This is a genomic window from Rathayibacter sp. AY1F9, from assembly GCF_002932155.1.
GTDB lineage: Bacteria > Actinomycetota > Actinomycetes > Actinomycetales > Microbacteriaceae > Rathayibacter.
Genome location: NZ_PSVA01000013.1, coordinates 1 through 15,637 on the forward strand (window position 1 = coordinate 1; position 15,637 = coordinate 15,637).

A 15,637-nucleotide genomic window follows, 5' to 3' on the forward strand; every position below is an offset into this window, starting at 1 on the left:
GCGGGGGGTCACGGGAGCCCGCTTCGCGTCCTGCTGGACGCGGTGCGCAGGAGTCTGGGGGGTTTTTTTCTCAGGGGGTCTCCTGGGCCTTCTGCCCCGTAATTCCGCGGGTTTTGCCCTCGTCAAGGTGACGAATTACGCGCGAGAATTGGCCTCTTTCGACCCTGTTTCGAGCAGGTTCTGAGAGGGCCCTCAACGGTAGAATTGGGGTGTCGGCGTCACGAGCTTGCCGCTCCTCGATCGGGGCGCCGACCTGATCTTCGAGACCCTCTCTGGGCTCGATCTGCTGTACCCACAACGAGGAGCGATGCTTTGCCGAACCGTGCTGCCGACCACCCTGATCTGATCGCCGCGACGAACGAGGCGTACCACGCGCTGCTCGCTCGAGTGATGACCCGCGAGGAGCAGCGAGCGGTCGTGCTCGACGTCGTTCACCGCTACGAGCTCGACACGACGGAGGCGACGCAGGTTTTCCTCGACGTGACCGTGGCGATGGTGGAGACGCTGTACGAGTACGTGCCGACGCTTCTCGCGTCGGAGGTGCAGGAGGGCTCTCACGAGCAGGCGACGCTTCTGCGCCTCGAGCGCGACCTCTCGCAGGGTGGTGACAGCTGATGCCGGGCGTCGGCGGCAAGTCCGTCGGGCGGGTCACGATCCGTGTCCTCCCGGATGCGACGAAGTTCCGCGATGACCTCCTCGCGACGCTGCGCCGGGTCGAGAAGACCGTGTCCGGATCAATCAAGGTCGACGCGGACACCGACGGTTTCGAGCGCAGCCTGAAGCGTCTGCAGGACCGGTGGAACGGCGAGTCAATCGCGCTGAACGCTGACGTCGACGCGGGGATCGCCTCGGCGCGCCTCGCCGCCGTGACGCGGCCCCGGACGGTGCCGATCACCGCTTCGATCGCGCCCGGATCCCTGGCGAAGGTCGGGACCGCTCTCGCTGCGCTGTCCGGCGCTCGTCTCGGCGCTGACCTGTTCAAGGGCGTCGGGGAGCGCCTGGCGAACCTGGACCGCGCGCTCCCGAAGCTCGCGGCCGTCGCGTCGTCGATCGCGTCTCTCGCCGCTGTGGGCATCTCCGCGGGCGGGGGTCTCGCGACGCTCGCAGCGAGCCTGTCGTCCATCCTCGCGGTGTCGGCCCTCGCGCCCGCCCTCATCGTCGGCGCCGGCGTCTCCGTCGCTGTCCTCGCGGTCGCGCTGTCGCAGATGGGCGACCGGCTCGGCGACGTCATCGACCGATGGAAGGGCCTCGGCGACGTCATCGGCGACGGGTTCTGGGACCAGGCCGCGCAGCCTCTCCGCGAGCTCTCCGACTCGATCTTCCCCGGCATCCGGGACGGCCTCGAAGGCACCGCCTCGGCTCTCGGATCCTGGACCGCCTCGCTCGCGCAGGGCTTCCAGTCCGCCCTCTCTGGCGCCGCCCTTGAGCAGCTGTTCGGGCGGCTGAACGAGAGCATCGCGATCGCCTCGGGCGGCACGGGAGCTTTCACCTCGGCCCTCGTGGATCTGGGCCTCGTCGGCTCCGACTACCTCCCGCGCCTCGCGCAGTGGATCTCGGATCTCACCACCCGATTCGGCGAGTTCGTCGGCGCGGCCGCCGCGGACGGGAGTCTGAAGGGCTGGATCGACGGCGGCATCACGGCCGCGCAGGAGCTCGGCTCGGTCCTGTTCTCGGCCGGGTCGATCATCTCCTCGATCGCTGACGCCGCGCAGGCAGCCGGCGGCGGCGGCCTGGCGACCCTCGCAAGCGGCCTGGCGGGCATCGCGGAGGCCGTCGCATCCTCGGGCGCTCAGGAGGCGCTGAGCACCTTGTTCGGCGGCGCGGCAGAGGGTGCCACCGGTCTCGCGACGGCCCTCGGCCCGATCGGGTCCTTCTTCGGCGTCCTCGCGCCGATCCTCGCCGACATCATGGGCGGCGTTGGCGCCGGCATCGGCGGACTGTTCTCGGAAGTCGCAGAAGCGCTCTCGGCCCCCGTCTTCACGACCGGCCTGACGGAGTTCTTCGACGGTCTGCTCGCCGGCATCGACGGCATCGGCCCCGCGCTCCCCGCTGTTGCGGAGGCCCTCGGCTCGTTCCTATCCTTCGGCGGCGAGCTCGCCTCTAACGTCGGTCCGCTGCTGGGCGAGGTGCTCACCCTTTTTGCGCCGCTGTTCACGACGATCCTGACGGAGCTCGAGCGCCTCCTCCCGGTCCTCGGTCCGGCGCTGGAGCAGATCCTCCGCGATCTCGTTCCCGCCCTCCTGCCGCTCATCTCGGAGCTCCTGCCCAAGCTCGTCGACCTGTTCATCGCCGCGGTCCCCGTGATCGTCGACGTCATCCGCGCGGTCTCCGAGCTGAAGCCGGTCCTCGACTTCCTCCTCGACGTTGTCGAGTTCGGGATCGGCATGTGGACGGCGCTCCTGAAGGTCCTCGGAGACCCGACCGCGTTCAACGATCTGCAGGGCTTCATCAAGTCCGTGGGCGGGCCGTTCGGGGACTTCATGCAGTTCGCGTTCGACTCCGGGCAGCAGTTCGGGCAGACCGTCCGCGACATCGTCGACGGCTTCGCAGGCATGGTCGGCGACGGGATGGCGAACGTGCGGGACTTCGTGAACTCCGCCATCAGCTTCGTGAACTCGGGCATCAGCGGCATCAACTCGGCACTCTCCGGCCTCTCCGCGATCGGCCTCGACATCTCGATCCCGGGCATCCCGGAGCTCGCCGACGGCGCGACGATCAATCCCCGCGAAGGCGGCACCCTGGTCCGCGTCGCTGAAGCCGGCCGCGCAGAGAGCGTCGTCGACACGGGACTCCTGAACCGGCACCTGGCCGCGTCACTGCAGATGCAGCTCGCGCAGCAGTCGGCCACTCCGCCTGCGATCTACGTGCAGAACCCGTGGACTGCTGAGTACCACGAGGCGCGCATGGCGGATGTCTCCGACCGGCGGATCGGCAGCAGCAACGAGCGCCGGGACTCGGACGCGTCGCGAGGCCGCTGGTAAGGTCCTACTGGGTAGCAGTCCTTCAGAGGGGGGCCTCGATCGTGCAGACTGACTGCATGATCGAGGCTTCTTCTGTGTTCAACGTCCGCCAGGCGGCGAGGCGCATCAAGCGCGATCGCGTCACGGTCCAGCGGTGGCTCCGTGAGGGTCTCCCGCACGAGCGCCTCTCGGAGTACGACGTGCGGATACGGGAGGACGATCTGACGCTGTGGCTGCGCACGAAGCTCGGGAATCAGCGGGCGTCGCGCTTCGGGGAGCGTGCAGCGTGACCGCGTACTCGGTCCGTGGAGCTGCTCGACGGGTGAAGCGAACCCGGACGACGATCCAGAACTGGATGCGAGAAGGGATGCCCTGCCGGCGCTACGGCGCGCACCGCGTGGAGATCGACGAGGACGTCCTGACGGAGTGGCCGCGCCGCAAGATCGTCGCGAACCCGTGCCGTCCGGGCGCCATGAACTACAACGCACGCCAGGAGCCGGTGACCGACCCGGTGACGGTCTTTCACGCCGCCTGAGCACTCCCGGACCCAAGGAGCCCCACAGGGTGCAAGAGGGCGGACAGGCGCGCCACCGCGGTCCGTTTCGCGCCCGGCGCTCCGACCGTCGCGACGTCGCGTCACCCTGGACGCATGACCACCGCCGCGCATCACCTCGTCACCGTCACCCGCCTGTGGACGACAGGGCCCGACGTCGTCGGCATCTTCGCTACGCGTGAGGCCGCAGAAGCCGCAGTCGCAAGCGCTCGGCGCGACGACGCTGGCCCCGACCGCTACTCGATCGAAACGTGGCGGGACCACCAGCGCGACGACGGGTAGCCGGAGAGCCGGTGATCTAGACGCTCCCGGCCTTTCACGCCGTCGAGGCACTCCCGGACGGGCAGATGTGCCAACGCGTCACAGAGGCGCACACCACTCGACTAGGGCGGGCTCGCGCCCATACGATCACGGAATGTCGTTCCCTCTGGCGCACTGTCCCGTCCACGGCTCCGTCCCGGCAACAGTCTTCGGAGAAATGGGGCCCTGGACCTCCGGTGAGACGATCATCACCAGCTCCCAGACTTGCCCGGTGCCAGGCTGTTCGCAACGGGCAACCATCCTCGATGCTCGCTACACGGCCTCACCATCAGGGAAGTTGATCGCCGTTCCGGCGACCATGCTCGGCGAGTCTCAGTTCCGCCGTCTGCGGAAGTCACTTGAGCAAGCACGACGGGCGACGCAACGCGGCGAGGAGCCTGCAGCGGTCGCGGCTGAGCTGCAGGCCGAACTGCTCTCACAGCTTCCGGGCGCCGCGCCAGCGGTCGAGAAGGCTCGCCAGAGCTTCGGACAGTGGTTCGAGGGACCTCAGAGTCAGGCTGCCGCGACCTGGCTGAGTGTGCTCATCGGCCTAATCGCCCTCTTCGTCACCTTGGGCAGTACGGGCATCGCGGACGATCAGCTTCAAGAGATCATCGAGGAGACCGTGCGCGAGTACCAGCAGCAAGAGCAAGCGCCGTCAGCGCCCACGCCGCCAGTACGGCCCCCAGGACCTGAACAAGGGCCGCAGATCCTAGACACGTGAACAGCACCCCGACGATTGCGAGGATGCCCCACACGATCGTCCGTTCCATGGGCGCCACGTTAACGCACCGCTGGTCGAACGTCGATGGGCGAACGAGGTCCTGTCATCGAGTCGTCGGGTCAACCGAGGGCACCGCGGGCGTGCTGGACTAGTGGCATGCAACGCGGCGAGGCCTGGGCCTACAGAGAGACCCCGAAGAAGAGCCCAGTTGAGGCACGGATCTTGTCCATCGGCACCAACGCCGACACCCCGAAGGTGAAGATCGAACTCCTCGACGATCGGTTCGAGGGCCTGCAGCGATGGGTGACACGTCGGAAATTGCTCGCGCCATGGTCCGAGGTTGACGCGTTCCTCGAGCGGGAGAGGCTCGAGGACTCGATCTGGGTACGTCGCACGTCCTCCACCGAGAACCTCACTCTCGCGATCGCCATGGAAGGCGTCCCGACTCACGTTGCCGAGGAGCGCAGCCCTGTCGGAGTCATCCGCGACGAGGCGGAGTTCGAGCGGATCACGGGCGTAGCTGCTGCCGGCATCGTCGACGGGCTGCCCCACTATCGCGACGAGGATGGCCTGCACATCTCGATCGATGGCGTCTATCGCATGGCCCAAGCGGTGGCCCGGGCTCGGCCGTCCAAGGTGCTTGCGAGTGCGGCGCAGATGGAGGCAGAGGCCCTCGAGAAGTGCGCTCAGGGCGACACGGTCGAGTCGCTGATCCAACCGGGCGAGTTTGTCCGGATCCCAGCGGAACGGTATCGCGAGGAGTACCGCGAGGAGACGCAGCCGATGATTGCGCAGTTGCGGGACTGGTGCGGCTACGAGCCGGACGGTTCGAAGCGCGAGACAGTCGAGGATCGTCTGCAGCGGCAGCTCGACTCAGCGGTGGCCGTCGGTGAACGGGCGATCGCCTACCTGCGGCACCACGGCCGGAAGCACGACGCGGACGCCCTGTCACGAGAGCTGCGTGACGCTCTCGGCGTCGAGCGCCTCTCGCAGAGGAAAGGCCGCGGCAAGGGCTGGTTCGACGGATCCTGAGGCAGTGCCCACATTCTGCCCACACTTCAGCGCAACCTGACGTGATCGGAGCAGATCGCGGTGACCGTGGATCACCGGAATGACGCGGCCCGGGACCGGTGGTCGTGCTATTCCGCGGGCCGCATTCGCCCTCCGGAGGCAGGGGCGTAGGTTCGAATCCTACTGGGGGCACATCCGCGGTCCTCCGCTCTCCTTCCTCGCACACGGGCGCTCAGCTCCGGTGCTCGACGCCCCTCGAGGCGCACCCCTCCATCACGGACCGAGCGGCGTCACCCGGTGGGCGACCGAGTCCGACCGTCCCGCTCCTCACCCGGCGCTCCGACACTCCCGAGACAGCACGAAGGCCCGCGATCGTCGATCACGGGCCTTCGGAACGTTCACCACCGGCACTCGGCCGGTCGGGCTCACTCGTAGAGGTGGAAGGTGCCGGCGCAGTCGGCCGAGCAGAAGCCGTCGCGGCGACGGGCCGAGGCCGCTCCGCAGGCTTCGCAGCGGCGGCGTCCGAGCATCCGCGAGATCAGGCTCTGAGGCGCCGACGCGACCACCGAGACCGGGGTGTCGGGGCGCACGGGGGATCCCGTGGTCGAATCGAGCTGGATCCCAGCGGTGTCGAGCGTGGCGCGGAGCATCCGTGTTACTTCCGATCGGTGAACCATGTGCGAGCACTGTATTGCCAGTCCCTGAGATTCTGCGAAGGGCTTGACGCGGCTCGCGATCGAGAGGAGCCGAAATCGACATCTGTCGGTCAGTCGGGATCGACCCGGGGAACGACGAACAGAAGCGCCCCCTCCTGGCGGAGAGAGGCACGGCTGTTCGGGCGTCGGGGATCGGTGGGCGGACGACGCCGGAGCTCATGGGAGCGGGGCGTCGAGCCCGGAACGACCGGGAAGTGGGCCTAGTACGCGCCGCTGGTGCTCCGGGTGTCGATCGCCACCGTCGGTGCGGGAACCGGCACCGGTCGCAGGGCGGGGAGCGAGGCGCTCCTGCCCGTGCGGAACGGCAGCAGGACGAGCATGACGGGAAGAAGGACGATCCACAGGAGGACCGACAGCGCGAGACGCGCCCAGATGGAAAGAATATCGAGCATTTTGTGCCGCCTTCGGGTGACGGTAGAGGTGAACTTCGCGAACAGGATCATCGGGCCGACGGGGAGAGAAGAGTAGAAATGCGCCACTGATCGCGCCTCTCCCGCCACGCCCCCGGGGCGGTCTGTTGCTCCTCATTCGTCGCCCAGCGCCGATCGGATGGGTCGATCCCGCATCCGATCGACACACGGCCCGCCCAGTGCGTCCTCCTGGGAGCCGGGCCGTAGGGTGAGCGCGTGAAGATCCTTGTCGTCGAAGACGATCCAGCCATGGGTGAGGCCCTCGTCGGCGGCCTCGAAGACGCCGGCTACGAGGCCGTGCTGACCACGAACGGCATCGACGCGCTCGTCGCGTTCAGCAACGCCGAGTTCTCGGCCGCCATCGTGGACGTCATGCTCCCGGCGATGTCGGGCTTCGAGATCTGCCGCCGGATCCGCGAGCTCGGCCGGCCCACGCCGATCATGCTGCTGACCGCGCGGGACGCGATCGAGGACCGCGTCTTCGGCCTCGACGCCGGAGCGGACGACTACCTGACCAAGCCGTTCGCGTTCACCGAGCTCAACGCGCGCCTCCGGGCCCTCCTGCGCCGCAGCCCGTCGCTGATGTCCACCTCGATCGACGTCGGACGCATCACCGTGGACGGATCGAGCATCCGGCGCACCGCCGACGGCTCGCGCATCCACGTCAGCCCGAAGGAGCTCGAGCTCCTCAAGCTCCTCATCACTCCCGTCGGCTCCGTCGTGACCCGCCAGCGGATCCTCTCCGAGATCTGGGGCGGCGGCGAGATCGTCGACAACAACATCGTCGACCAGTACGTCAGCTACCTGCGCAAGAAGCTCCCGACCGAGGACACGGGCGTCAGCATCGTGACCGTCCGCGGCAAGGGCTACTTCCTCCGCCCGGTCGAATAGCCCGTGTCGCGGATGAGCACGGCACGCCGCCGGGTCGGCGCGCTCTCGATCCGCGCGAGGATCACCGTGGGAACGGTCGCTGTGGCGACCGCCCTCTTCGCGCTCGCGGCGCTGCTCTTCTACCAGGTGGTCACCGGCATCGTCGACCGCAGCGAGCGGACGATCCTGATGTCGATCGAGGACGAGGTGCGCCGCGACATCTCGGCGGGCAACGTCCCGCGCACGCAGGGCTCGTCGACGGGCCAGCTGTTCCTCGCTCTCGCGCCCGACGGGAGCGTCAGCACCTCGACCATGCCCTCGCGCCTGAGCGGCGAGGTGCTCAGCGCTCTGGCGGAGGAGCCGGCCGACACCTCGCCCCGGTACGCCGACGTGACGACGGCGAACGGCAGCTACCTGGTCCGCTTCACGGCCATCGAGAGCGATCGCGGCGTCTGGCAGGTCGCCTCCGCCCGCGATCAGGCCGCGTCGCAGCTCGTCCTCGACGACTTCGCCCACGTGCTCGTCTACGCCGCGATCTTCCTCGTCGTCACGTTCGGGCTCGCCTCGTGGATCCTGACGGGCGCGGCCCTCGCCCCGGTGCGCCGGATGCGGGCGCGCGCGGATCAGATCGCCGCCGAGCCCGGGCAGGGCGACCAGCTCCCGGTCGTCGGCACGCGCGACGAGATCGACGAGCTCGCGGTGACGCTGAACGCGTTCCTGACCAAGCAGACCGCGTCGCTGGCCCGGGAGAAGCAGATGGTGTCGGATGCGAGCCACGAGCTCCGCACTCCCCTCGCCGCGCTCTCCGCCCAGCTCGAGATCGCCCACCACCGCGTCGACGACCCGGTCGCGGTCGACCGGGTCATCCTCGACGCGCAGAAGAGCGTCGACCGGCTCGTGCGCCTCGCATCCGCCCTCCTCGACATCTCGCGCATCGAGAGCCGCACCGTCCGCCCGACCGCTCCCTTCGCCGAGCTCGTCGACGAGCTGGTGGGCGCCGTCGACCGCACCCGCCTGCTCGCCTCGGAGTCGGGGGTGGAGATCGACTACGAGATCGACGAGCGCGAGCCGGTGCGGCTCTACGCGGTCGCGTCCCAGGACTTCGGCCGGGTGATCGACAACCTCGTGAGGAACGCGATCCAGGCGATGAACGGCGGCGGCATGATCGTCGCCTCCCTCTCGCAGTCGGACGGGCGCCTGATGCTCAGCGTCTCGGACGACGGACCGGGGATGCCCGACGCCTTCATCCCGGTCGCCTTCGACCGCTTCTCCCGCCCGGACGACTCCCGGACCCTCGCCTCCGGCGGCAGCGGTCTGGGGCTGGCCCTGGTGCACACCACCGTGCTCTCGGCCGGCGGGACGGTCGCCCTGGTCAACCGCTCCCCCCGGGGTCTCGCGGTCGACATCGTCCTCCCGCCCGTCGGCTCCGCCTGAGCCGCCCCGCCCCCGGAATGACGAAGGCCCCCGGCGGACCGGGGGCCTTCGTGGAGGATCGTCAGCGCGGGTCGTCCTCGGGGCGGACGGGCTGCGGCTGCGGGTCGCCGACCGCGGCGGGCGGCGGAGCCCAGGCCGTCTGCGGCGCCTCCGCCGGGGAGGTGCCGCCGTCGAGCAGGTTGCGCGCGCGGTTGACCACCTCGGGGTCCACGAGCACGGAGTAGCTTGTCGCGATCACCTGCATGGTCGAGGTGAAGTCGCGACGGCGGCGGTTCACGGCGTAGGAGGCGAGCCCGAAGAGCATCCCGAAGCCGGCGCCGAGGAGGACCGCCGCGATGAGGAAGGAGAACTCCGTCGTCGGCGAGAAGATGATGAGCAGGAGGCCCAGGAAGACACCGAGCCATGCGCCGGAGGCCGCTCCGGCGAGGGCGACGCGGCCCCAGGTGAGCTTGCCGGTCACCCGCTCGACGCTCTTGAGCTCGTTGCCGATGATGGCGAGCTGGCGCACCGGGAAGTCGGCGCGGGCGAGCACGTCGACGGCGGCCTGCGCCTCCTGGTACGTGTCGAACGTGGCGAGGATCTCCCCGCGCGGGATCGTGGGGAAGGCCGGCCCTCGGCCGCTGAACGGCGTCTGCTGAGTCACCCGGACAGAATCGCACAGGCCACTTGAAGGTCTCTGAACGGATTCGGAGAACCGGCCGAGGGCGAGCCGGGAACGCTCGGCGTCCGCCCGGCTGCACGGGACTAGGTTTGTAGCCGTGAGTTCCGCCAGAGTCTTCGTCGCGCGCTTGGCCGGATGCAGTGTCTTCGACCCGGCCGGCGATCGCGTCGGCAAGGTCCGCGACGTGCTCCTGGTCTACCGGCAGAACGACGCCCCGCGGGTGGTCGGCCTGGTGGTCGAGATCCCCGGGCGCCGTCGGGTCTTCGTGTCGATCGGCCGGGTCACCAGCATCGGCAGCGGCCAGATCATCACCACCGGGCTGATCAACGTGCGCCGCTTCGAGCAGCGGGGCGGCGAGGTCCGCGTCATCGCCGAGCTCCTCGGCCGCCGGGTGAGCTTCGTGGACGGCTCCGGTGACGCGGTCGTCGAGGACGTCGCGATCGAGGAAGCCGCTCCCGGCGAGTGGGAGCTCGCGCAGCTCTTCGTCCGCCGGCCCAAGACCAGCCCCTCCCCCTTCGCCAAGGGCGCGACCGCCTTCGCCGGCTGGCGCGAGGTCCGCGAGAGCGTCTCGACCGAGGCGCAGTCCGCCGAGCAGTACGTCGCCAGCCTCTCCGAGCTCAAGCCCGCCGACCTCGCCAGCACGCTCCTCGACCTGCCGCAGCAGCGGATGCTCGAGGTCGCCGGCGAGCTCTCGGACGACCGCCTCGCGGACGTGCTCGAGGAGATGCCCGAGAGCGAGCAGGTCGAGATCCTCGGCCGGCTCGACGACGACCGCGCCGCCGACGTCCTCGACCAGATGCAGCCGGACGACGCGGCCGACCTGATCGCCCAGCTCTCGGAGGAGCGCGGCGAGGCGCTCCTGGAGCTGATGGAGCCCGAGGAGGCGGACGACGTCCGCATGCTCCTCACCTACGCTCCGGAGTCCGCCGGCGGTCTGATGACCACGGAGCCGATCATCGTCTCCTCCGAGGCGACCGTCGCCGAGGGTCTCGCCCTCATCCGCCGCCACGAGCTCGCCCCGGCCCTCGGCGCCGCCGTCTGCGTCACGCTGCCGCCCTACGAGCCGCCGACCGGCCGCTTCCTCGGCATGGTGCACTTCCAGCGGATGCTCCGCTACCCGCCGCACGAGCGCCTCGGCACCCTGCTCGACCAGAGCATGGACCCGATCACGCCCGAGACCTCGGCGGCCGAGGTCGCCCGGATCCTGGCCAGCTACAACCTCGTCTCGGTGCCCGTCGTCGACGCGTCCCACCGCCTCGTCGGCGTCGTGACCATCGACGACGTCCTCGACTACCTCCTCCCCGACGACTGGCGCAGCCACGGCGACGACGACGAACCGAGGAAGCCGGTGACGACGGCGACGCAGGGCGTCCCGCTCGTGCCGCCGGCACCCGCGGCGACAGGCAGGACACGACGGGGACGGAGGGGCGCGCGTGGCTAGGGACACCAAGCAGGACCGGCGCCTGGACGCTCCGAAGGGCTTGCGCACCCGCGTCCTCTCCCGGCGGAACCGCCCGAGCAGCGACCGCTTCGGCCGCCTGACCGAGTCGTTCGCCCGCGGCATGGGCACGCCGTGGTTCCTGGTCGGCATGACGATCTTCTGCGTCTTCTGGCTGATGTTCAACACCTACGGGCCCGCGGACGCGCGCTTCGACTCGCAGGCCCTCGGCTTCACGGTGCTGACGCTGATCCTCTCGCTGCAGGCCTCCTACGCCGCGCCGCTGCTGCTGCTCGCGCAGAACCGCCAGGACGACCGCGACCGCGTCCAGATCGAGCAGGACCGGCAGCGGGCCGAGCGCAACCTCGCGGACACCGAGTACCTCGCGCGCGAGGTCGTGGCCCTGCGCCTGGCGATCCGCGACATGGCGAGCAAGGACTTCATCCGCTCGGAGCTGCGCGGCCTGCTCGAGGAGCTCGAGAAGGATCGGGCGCAGGAGCCCGAGCGGCGCGATGCCTGACGTCGCCGCCATCGAGACCGCCATCAGGACGGCGCTGGCCCGGGTCGTCGATCCGGAGATCCGGAAGCCCATCACCGAGCTCGACATGCTCGAGTCGGTCGAGGCGGCCGTCGACGGAGCGGTCCGCGTCGCGATCCGGCTGACCATCGTCGGCTGCCCGGCCGCCTCCGCGATCGAGCGCGACGTACGCGAGGCCGCGGCCTCGGCTCCCGGAGTCACGGCGGTCGACGTCGTGGTCGGAGTCATGACGCCGGCGCAGCGCACCGCCCTCACCGAACGCCTCCAGGGCGGCCGCCGGAGCATGCCCTTCGGCCCGGACTCGCTCACCCGCGTGTACGCGGTCACCAGCGGCAAGGGCGGCGTCGGCAAGTCGACCGTCACCGCCAACCTCGCGGTCGCCCTCGCCCAGCGGGGGCTCGCGGTCGGCCTCGTGGACGCCGACGTGCACGGCTTCTCCATCCCCGGCCTGCTCGGCCTGATGCACGACGGGCGCGTCGCGGGACCCACCCGCGTCGGCGAGCTGATGCTGCCGCCGGTGGCGCACGGCGTGAAGGTCATCTCGATCGGGATGTTCCTCGAGGGCGACACCCGGGGGGCGGCCGTCTCCTGGCGCGGGCCCATGCTGCACCGCACGATCTCCCAGTTCCTCACCGACGTGTACTTCGGCGACCTCGACGTGCTCCTGCTCGACCTGCCTCCCGGTACGGGGGACGTGGCGATCTCCATCGGGCAGCTGCTCCCCCATGCGGAGGTCCTCATCGTCACCACGCCGCAGCCGGCGGCCGCCGACGTGGCCGAGCGCAGCGGCGCGCTCGCCCGCCAGTCGGGTCAGCGCATCGTCGGAGTGGTCGAGAACATGTCGGGGCTTCCGCAGCCCGACGGCTCGGTGCTGGAGCTCTTCGGCAGCGGAGGCGGGGCCGAGGTCGCGCGTCGGCTCACCGCGGCGGGCGACGAGGTGCCGCTGCTCGCGTCGCTGCCGATCTCCGTCGCGCTGCGGGCGGGGGGCGACGAGGGCGTGCCCGTCGTCGTCGGCGATCCGGAGGATCCTGCCGCCCGGGCGATCGACGCCCTGGCGGCGACGCTCGCCGCGCGGCCGCGGGGACTGACCGGCCGTCGTCTTCCGCTCGCCGTCGGCTGACGCCTCCGCGCGGCTTCGTGCGGGCGGCGTCGGTCGAGACGCCCGCCCGACGCTCCTCGCGGAGCAGGGCTCAGGTGGCCTCGGAGTCGATCGGCGGCGGCGCGACGCTCGAGAGCGTGCCGGACGAGACGGAGCGCTGCATCGTCGTGTAGTAGCTGTCCTGCGCGGAGCCGGTGCCGCCCGGCACGACCGGAGCGGCGACAGCGGTGGGCGGCTTCACGGTGGGGGCCGGATCGTCCTCGAGCAGGGCGTCGCGGATGATGCGGCGGGGATCGTACTGGCGCGGGTCGAGCTTCTTCCAGTCGACGTCGTTGAACTCGTCGCCCATCTCGTCCTTGACGCGCTCCCGGGCCTGCGTGGCGAATCCGCGCACCTTGCGCACGAGCTGCCCGAGCTGGGCGGCGTAGTGCGGGAGGCGGTCGGGACCCAGCACGAAGACAGCGATGACCCCGATGATGAGGAGCTTGTCGAACGTCAGACCGAACACGAGGACAACACTAACCCGCCGCGCCTCCCTCGCGGAGCCCGCGCGCCACCGTACCCTGACGATGCCCGGGCGCGATCCGCTCGGTGCACCGATCAGAGGAGCGCCCCCGTGTCCGACAAGGATGCCAACTGGAAGTACGCCGAGGACGCGGTCGTCGAGTCGGAGGCCATCGCCTCGGCCCGCCGGCTCTCGGTCGAGCTGGGCATCGACGCCGTCTCCCCCTCGATCGGAGCGCAGGCCGCGCTGGTCGCCGCCGCGGCGCGCGCGACCTCCATCATCGAGATCGGCACCGGCACCGGAGTGAGCGGCCTGTGGCTGCTCGACGGCGCCCCCGAGGCGATGCTCACCTCGATCGACTCCGAGGCCGTGCACCAGCAGCACGCGCGCGCCCAGTTCCACGAGGCGGGCATCTCGCCCAACCGGCTGCGGCTCATCCCGGGCCGCGCCCTCGAGGTGCTGCCCCGGATGAACGAGAACTCCTACGACATCGTCTTCGTCGACGGCGATCCGCTGCAGGTCATCGAGAACGTCGAGCACGCGCTGCGGCTCGTCCGTCCGGGCGGGACGGTCCTCGTCCCCCACGCGCTCTGGCGCGGACGCGTGGCCAACCCCGCGCAGCGCGACGAGATCGCGACGGCGTTCCGCACGCTGGTGGCCGAGGTCTGCGCCTCCCCCGCCGTGGTCAGCGTGCTCTCGCCGATCGGCGACGGCCTGCTGCAGGCCAACAAGCGCCGCGCCTGACGAGCGCGGCCGACCGAGGAAAGACGGAACGCCCGCCGCACGGTGTGCGACGGGCGTTCACGACGGTGCGGATCAGGCGGGAGACACCACCGACGCGAGCGCGTCGTGCAGCTCTTTCGCCTCTGCATCGTTGACCGAGACGACGAGGCGTCCGCCTCCTTCGAGCGGAACGCGCACGACGATGAGTCGGCCCTCCTTAACAGCCTCCATCGGTCCGTCTCCGGTCCTCGGCTTCATGGCCGCCATAGAGTTCCCCTTTCGTGACGTATCCCCCTATTATCGTGCATCCGCGGGGGTGTTCCGAACCGCGCCCGGAAGTCGGGCGTCAGCCGATCACGGCGGGGACCAGTCGCCCGGGGTGAACACCCAGCACAGCAGCACCCAGACGATCTGCCCGACGATCGATGCGGCCACCACGAACACCCTCAGGAGGGTCGACCGCGGCACCGCGAGCGCCCCGGCCAGCGGGAACATCGGCATCAGGATGCGGAACGTGCTCGACTGCGGGTAGAAGAACGCGAAGAGGTAGATCGCGTAGCCGCCGACCCAGAGCCGCGAGAAGACGTCGAGGCTGCGCGTGGCCCGCGAGAACAGGATCGCCAGGAATCCGAGCACCACCACGACGGTGATGCCCATGCCCGTGATCGGCGAGCCGAACCAGAGGCCTCCCCACCAGCCCCCGCCGGCGAACCAGGAGGTGAAGGGGATGAGCTCGCCCTCGCCGATGAAGACGCTGCGCCAGGCGAGCTCGGTGTCGGTGTACGCGGTGAAGGAGCCGGTCACGGCCCAGGCGATGAGCAGCCAGGCGAACCCCACCGCGAGGGACCAGACCGTGAGGGAGACCGTGAAGGCGAACTCCCGGCGGGCGAACGGCTCGGTGCCGCGCACGTGCCGCCAGACGCGGTAGAGGAAGTAGAGGCCCGTCATCGCCGCGATCGCGAGACCGCTCGGGCGCAGGAGCCCCACGACCAGCACGACGGGGAACGTCCAGATCCACTTGCGGCGCACCAGCAGGAGGAGCAGCACGGCCGTCAGGAGGATGCCGCCGGACTCCGCGTAGCCGATCTGCAGGATCGGGGACGTCGGAGCGACGCAGAAGAAGACGATCCCCATCAGCGCCTGGCCCTCGCTGAGCGAGACGCGGAACAGCCGGTAGATCACCAGGCACGCCGCTGCACTGCAGACCAGGGCGACGAGCACCGCCGCGTTCGCCCAGTCGAGCCCGGTGATGTTCATCAGGCCGCGGACGGTGAACGGGTAGACGGGCATGAACGCCCAGGGGTTCTGCTCCACGGCTCCGGACGGCGAGAGCGGCAGGACCGACGGGTACCCCGTCATCCCGATCCGCTCGTACCAGCCGCCGTCCCACGTCGTCGCGAACCGGACGTAGGTGTCGCGGAGTCCCGTCCACTCGACGCCCTGACGCACGGCGCCGACACGGAGCATGATCACGGTCGTGACGACCCGGGACACGGCGAAGACCAGGAGCACCTGGATCCACCACGGGATCCTCCGGAGCAGACCCCAGCGGGAGCGGGACGGAGAGGCGTCCTCCGTCTCCGGCGCGATCGCGGTGGCGCTCACGCGAGCGGCCCGCGGTCCGTCGAGGAGGCGGAGGGGGTCGTCAGCGGGGAGCGGGCGGGTGTCGCCGCGGCTCGCCGGCGGGTCGGCCGG

The 15,637-nt window shown here is 70.2% G+C and carries 19 protein-coding genes; 13 read left to right on the forward strand and 6 right to left on the reverse strand.

The genetic code is table 11. The annotated features are described in order from the left end of the window. Positions 1 to 312 precede the first annotated feature (312 nt). From C5C37_RS09855 to C5C37_RS09880, 7 genes are all read left to right on the forward strand, one after another. The gene (locus tag C5C37_RS09855; RefSeq protein WP_104338875.1) at positions 313 to 615 is read left to right on the forward strand and encodes a hypothetical protein; all 303 of its coding nucleotides are present in this window, start codon (positions 313 to 315) and stop codon (positions 613 to 615) included. Continuing rightward, entirely contained in the window at positions 615 to 2,981 is a 2,367-nt protein-coding gene (locus C5C37_RS09860) for a hypothetical protein (protein WP_104338876.1), read from the forward strand. Before C5C37_RS09855 ends, C5C37_RS09860 begins: the two co-directional genes overlap by 1 nt. A 56-nt stretch (positions 2,982 to 3,037) precedes the next feature. Beyond that, on the forward strand, positions 3,038 to 3,250 hold the full coding sequence (locus C5C37_RS09865; protein WP_146085212.1) for a hypothetical protein: 213 nt from the start codon (positions 3,038 to 3,040) through the stop codon (positions 3,248 to 3,250). A 32-nt stretch (positions 3,251 to 3,282) separates the two neighbouring features. Further along, a complete protein-coding gene (locus C5C37_RS17155; protein WP_146085213.1) occupies positions 3,283 to 3,495 on the forward strand; it encodes a hypothetical protein in 213 nt (70 codons plus the stop codon). Between the two features lie 114 nt (positions 3,496 to 3,609). After that, a complete protein-coding gene (locus C5C37_RS09870; RefSeq protein ID WP_104338878.1) occupies positions 3,610 to 3,795 on the forward strand; it encodes a hypothetical protein in 186 nt (61 codons plus the stop codon). A gap of 133 nt (positions 3,796 to 3,928) precedes the next feature. After that, positions 3,929 to 4,537 carry a hypothetical protein gene (locus C5C37_RS09875; protein WP_146085214.1) on the forward strand — a complete coding sequence of 203 codons (609 nt, stop codon included), beginning with the start codon at positions 3,929 to 3,931 and terminating at the stop codon, positions 4,535 to 4,537. A 222-nt stretch (positions 4,538 to 4,759) separates the two neighbouring features. Further along, on the forward strand, positions 4,760 to 5,569 hold the full coding sequence (locus C5C37_RS09880) for a hypothetical protein (RefSeq protein ID WP_146085215.1): 810 nt from the start codon (positions 4,760 to 4,762) through the stop codon (positions 5,567 to 5,569). A 404-nt stretch (positions 5,570 to 5,973) separates the two neighbouring features. Here C5C37_RS09880 and C5C37_RS09885 read toward each other — a convergent pair whose 3' ends face one another. After that, entirely contained in the window at positions 5,974 to 6,225 is a 252-nt protein-coding gene (locus tag C5C37_RS09885) for a hypothetical protein (protein WP_146085216.1), read from the reverse strand. Between the two features lie 239 nt (positions 6,226 to 6,464). After that, the gene (locus C5C37_RS09890) at positions 6,465 to 6,707 is read right to left on the reverse strand and encodes a hypothetical protein (protein ID WP_146085217.1); all 243 of its coding nucleotides are present in this window, start codon (positions 6,705 to 6,707) and stop codon (positions 6,465 to 6,467) included. A gap of 183 nt (positions 6,708 to 6,890) precedes the next feature. On the opposite strand from C5C37_RS09890, the gene C5C37_RS09895 reads away from it, so the two are divergent. Further along, positions 6,891 to 7,565 carry a response regulator transcription factor gene (locus C5C37_RS09895; RefSeq protein WP_258059273.1) on the forward strand — a complete coding sequence of 225 codons (675 nt, stop codon included), beginning with the start codon at positions 6,891 to 6,893 and terminating at the stop codon, positions 7,563 to 7,565. Positions 7,566 to 7,577: 12 nt separating this feature from the next. Further along, positions 7,578 to 8,978, forward strand: a complete 1,401-nt coding sequence (locus C5C37_RS09900; protein ID WP_146078762.1) for a cell wall metabolism sensor histidine kinase WalK — start codon at positions 7,578 to 7,580, stop codon at positions 8,976 to 8,978. Between the two features lie 61 nt (positions 8,979 to 9,039). Here the strand turns inward: C5C37_RS09900 and C5C37_RS09905 are convergent, their stop codons facing one another. Next, positions 9,040 to 9,621 (reverse strand): general stress protein, encoded by a 582-nt coding sequence (locus tag C5C37_RS09905; protein WP_258063423.1) that lies wholly within the window; start codon positions 9,619 to 9,621, stop codon positions 9,040 to 9,042. Positions 9,622 to 9,736: 115 nt separating this feature from the next. Between C5C37_RS09905 and C5C37_RS09910 the strand changes: the two genes are divergently transcribed. Genes C5C37_RS09910 through C5C37_RS09920 form a run of 3 tightly spaced genes read left to right on the forward strand, consistent with a single transcriptional unit; the run spans position 9,737 to position 12,735 of the window. Further along, positions 9,737 to 11,080 (forward strand): magnesium transporter MgtE N-terminal domain-containing protein, encoded by a 1,344-nt coding sequence (locus tag C5C37_RS09910; RefSeq protein WP_104225554.1) that lies wholly within the window; start codon positions 9,737 to 9,739, stop codon positions 11,078 to 11,080. After that, entirely contained in the window at positions 11,073 to 11,597 is a 525-nt protein-coding gene (locus tag C5C37_RS09915) for a DUF1003 domain-containing protein (RefSeq protein WP_104222991.1), read from the forward strand. Before C5C37_RS09910 ends, C5C37_RS09915 begins: the two co-directional genes overlap by 8 nt. Continuing rightward, positions 11,590 to 12,735 (forward strand): Mrp/NBP35 family ATP-binding protein, encoded by a 1,146-nt coding sequence (locus C5C37_RS09920; RefSeq protein WP_104338882.1) that lies wholly within the window; start codon positions 11,590 to 11,592, stop codon positions 12,733 to 12,735. The genes C5C37_RS09915 and C5C37_RS09920 overlap by 8 nt, the downstream gene beginning before the upstream one ends. Positions 12,736 to 12,805: 70 nt before the next feature. On the opposite strand, the gene C5C37_RS09925 is transcribed toward C5C37_RS09920, so the two are convergent. Beyond that, on the reverse strand, positions 12,806 to 13,222 hold the full coding sequence (locus C5C37_RS09925) for a twin-arginine translocase TatA/TatE family subunit (protein ID WP_146076468.1): 417 nt from the start codon (positions 13,220 to 13,222) through the stop codon (positions 12,806 to 12,808). A 108-nt stretch (positions 13,223 to 13,330) separates the two neighbouring features. Between C5C37_RS09925 and C5C37_RS09930 the strand changes: the two genes are divergently transcribed. Continuing rightward, positions 13,331 to 13,963: an O-methyltransferase gene (locus tag C5C37_RS09930; RefSeq protein WP_104222989.1), complete on the forward strand. Its 633-nt coding sequence runs from the start codon at positions 13,331 to 13,333 to the stop codon at positions 13,961 to 13,963. Positions 13,964 to 14,035: 72 nt separating this feature from the next. Here the strand turns inward: C5C37_RS09930 and C5C37_RS09935 are convergent, their stop codons facing one another. Both C5C37_RS09935 and C5C37_RS09940 read right to left on the reverse strand, forming a co-directional pair. Then, positions 14,036 to 14,209, reverse strand: a complete 174-nt coding sequence (locus C5C37_RS09935; protein ID WP_068208299.1) for a DUF3117 domain-containing protein — start codon at positions 14,207 to 14,209, stop codon at positions 14,036 to 14,038. Between the two features lie 87 nt (positions 14,210 to 14,296). Next, complete coding sequence (locus tag C5C37_RS09940; protein WP_104222988.1) at positions 14,297 to 15,547, reverse strand: hypothetical protein; 1,251 nt, start codon at positions 15,545 to 15,547, stop codon at positions 14,297 to 14,299. Between the last annotated feature and the right edge of the window lie 90 nt (positions 15,548 to 15,637).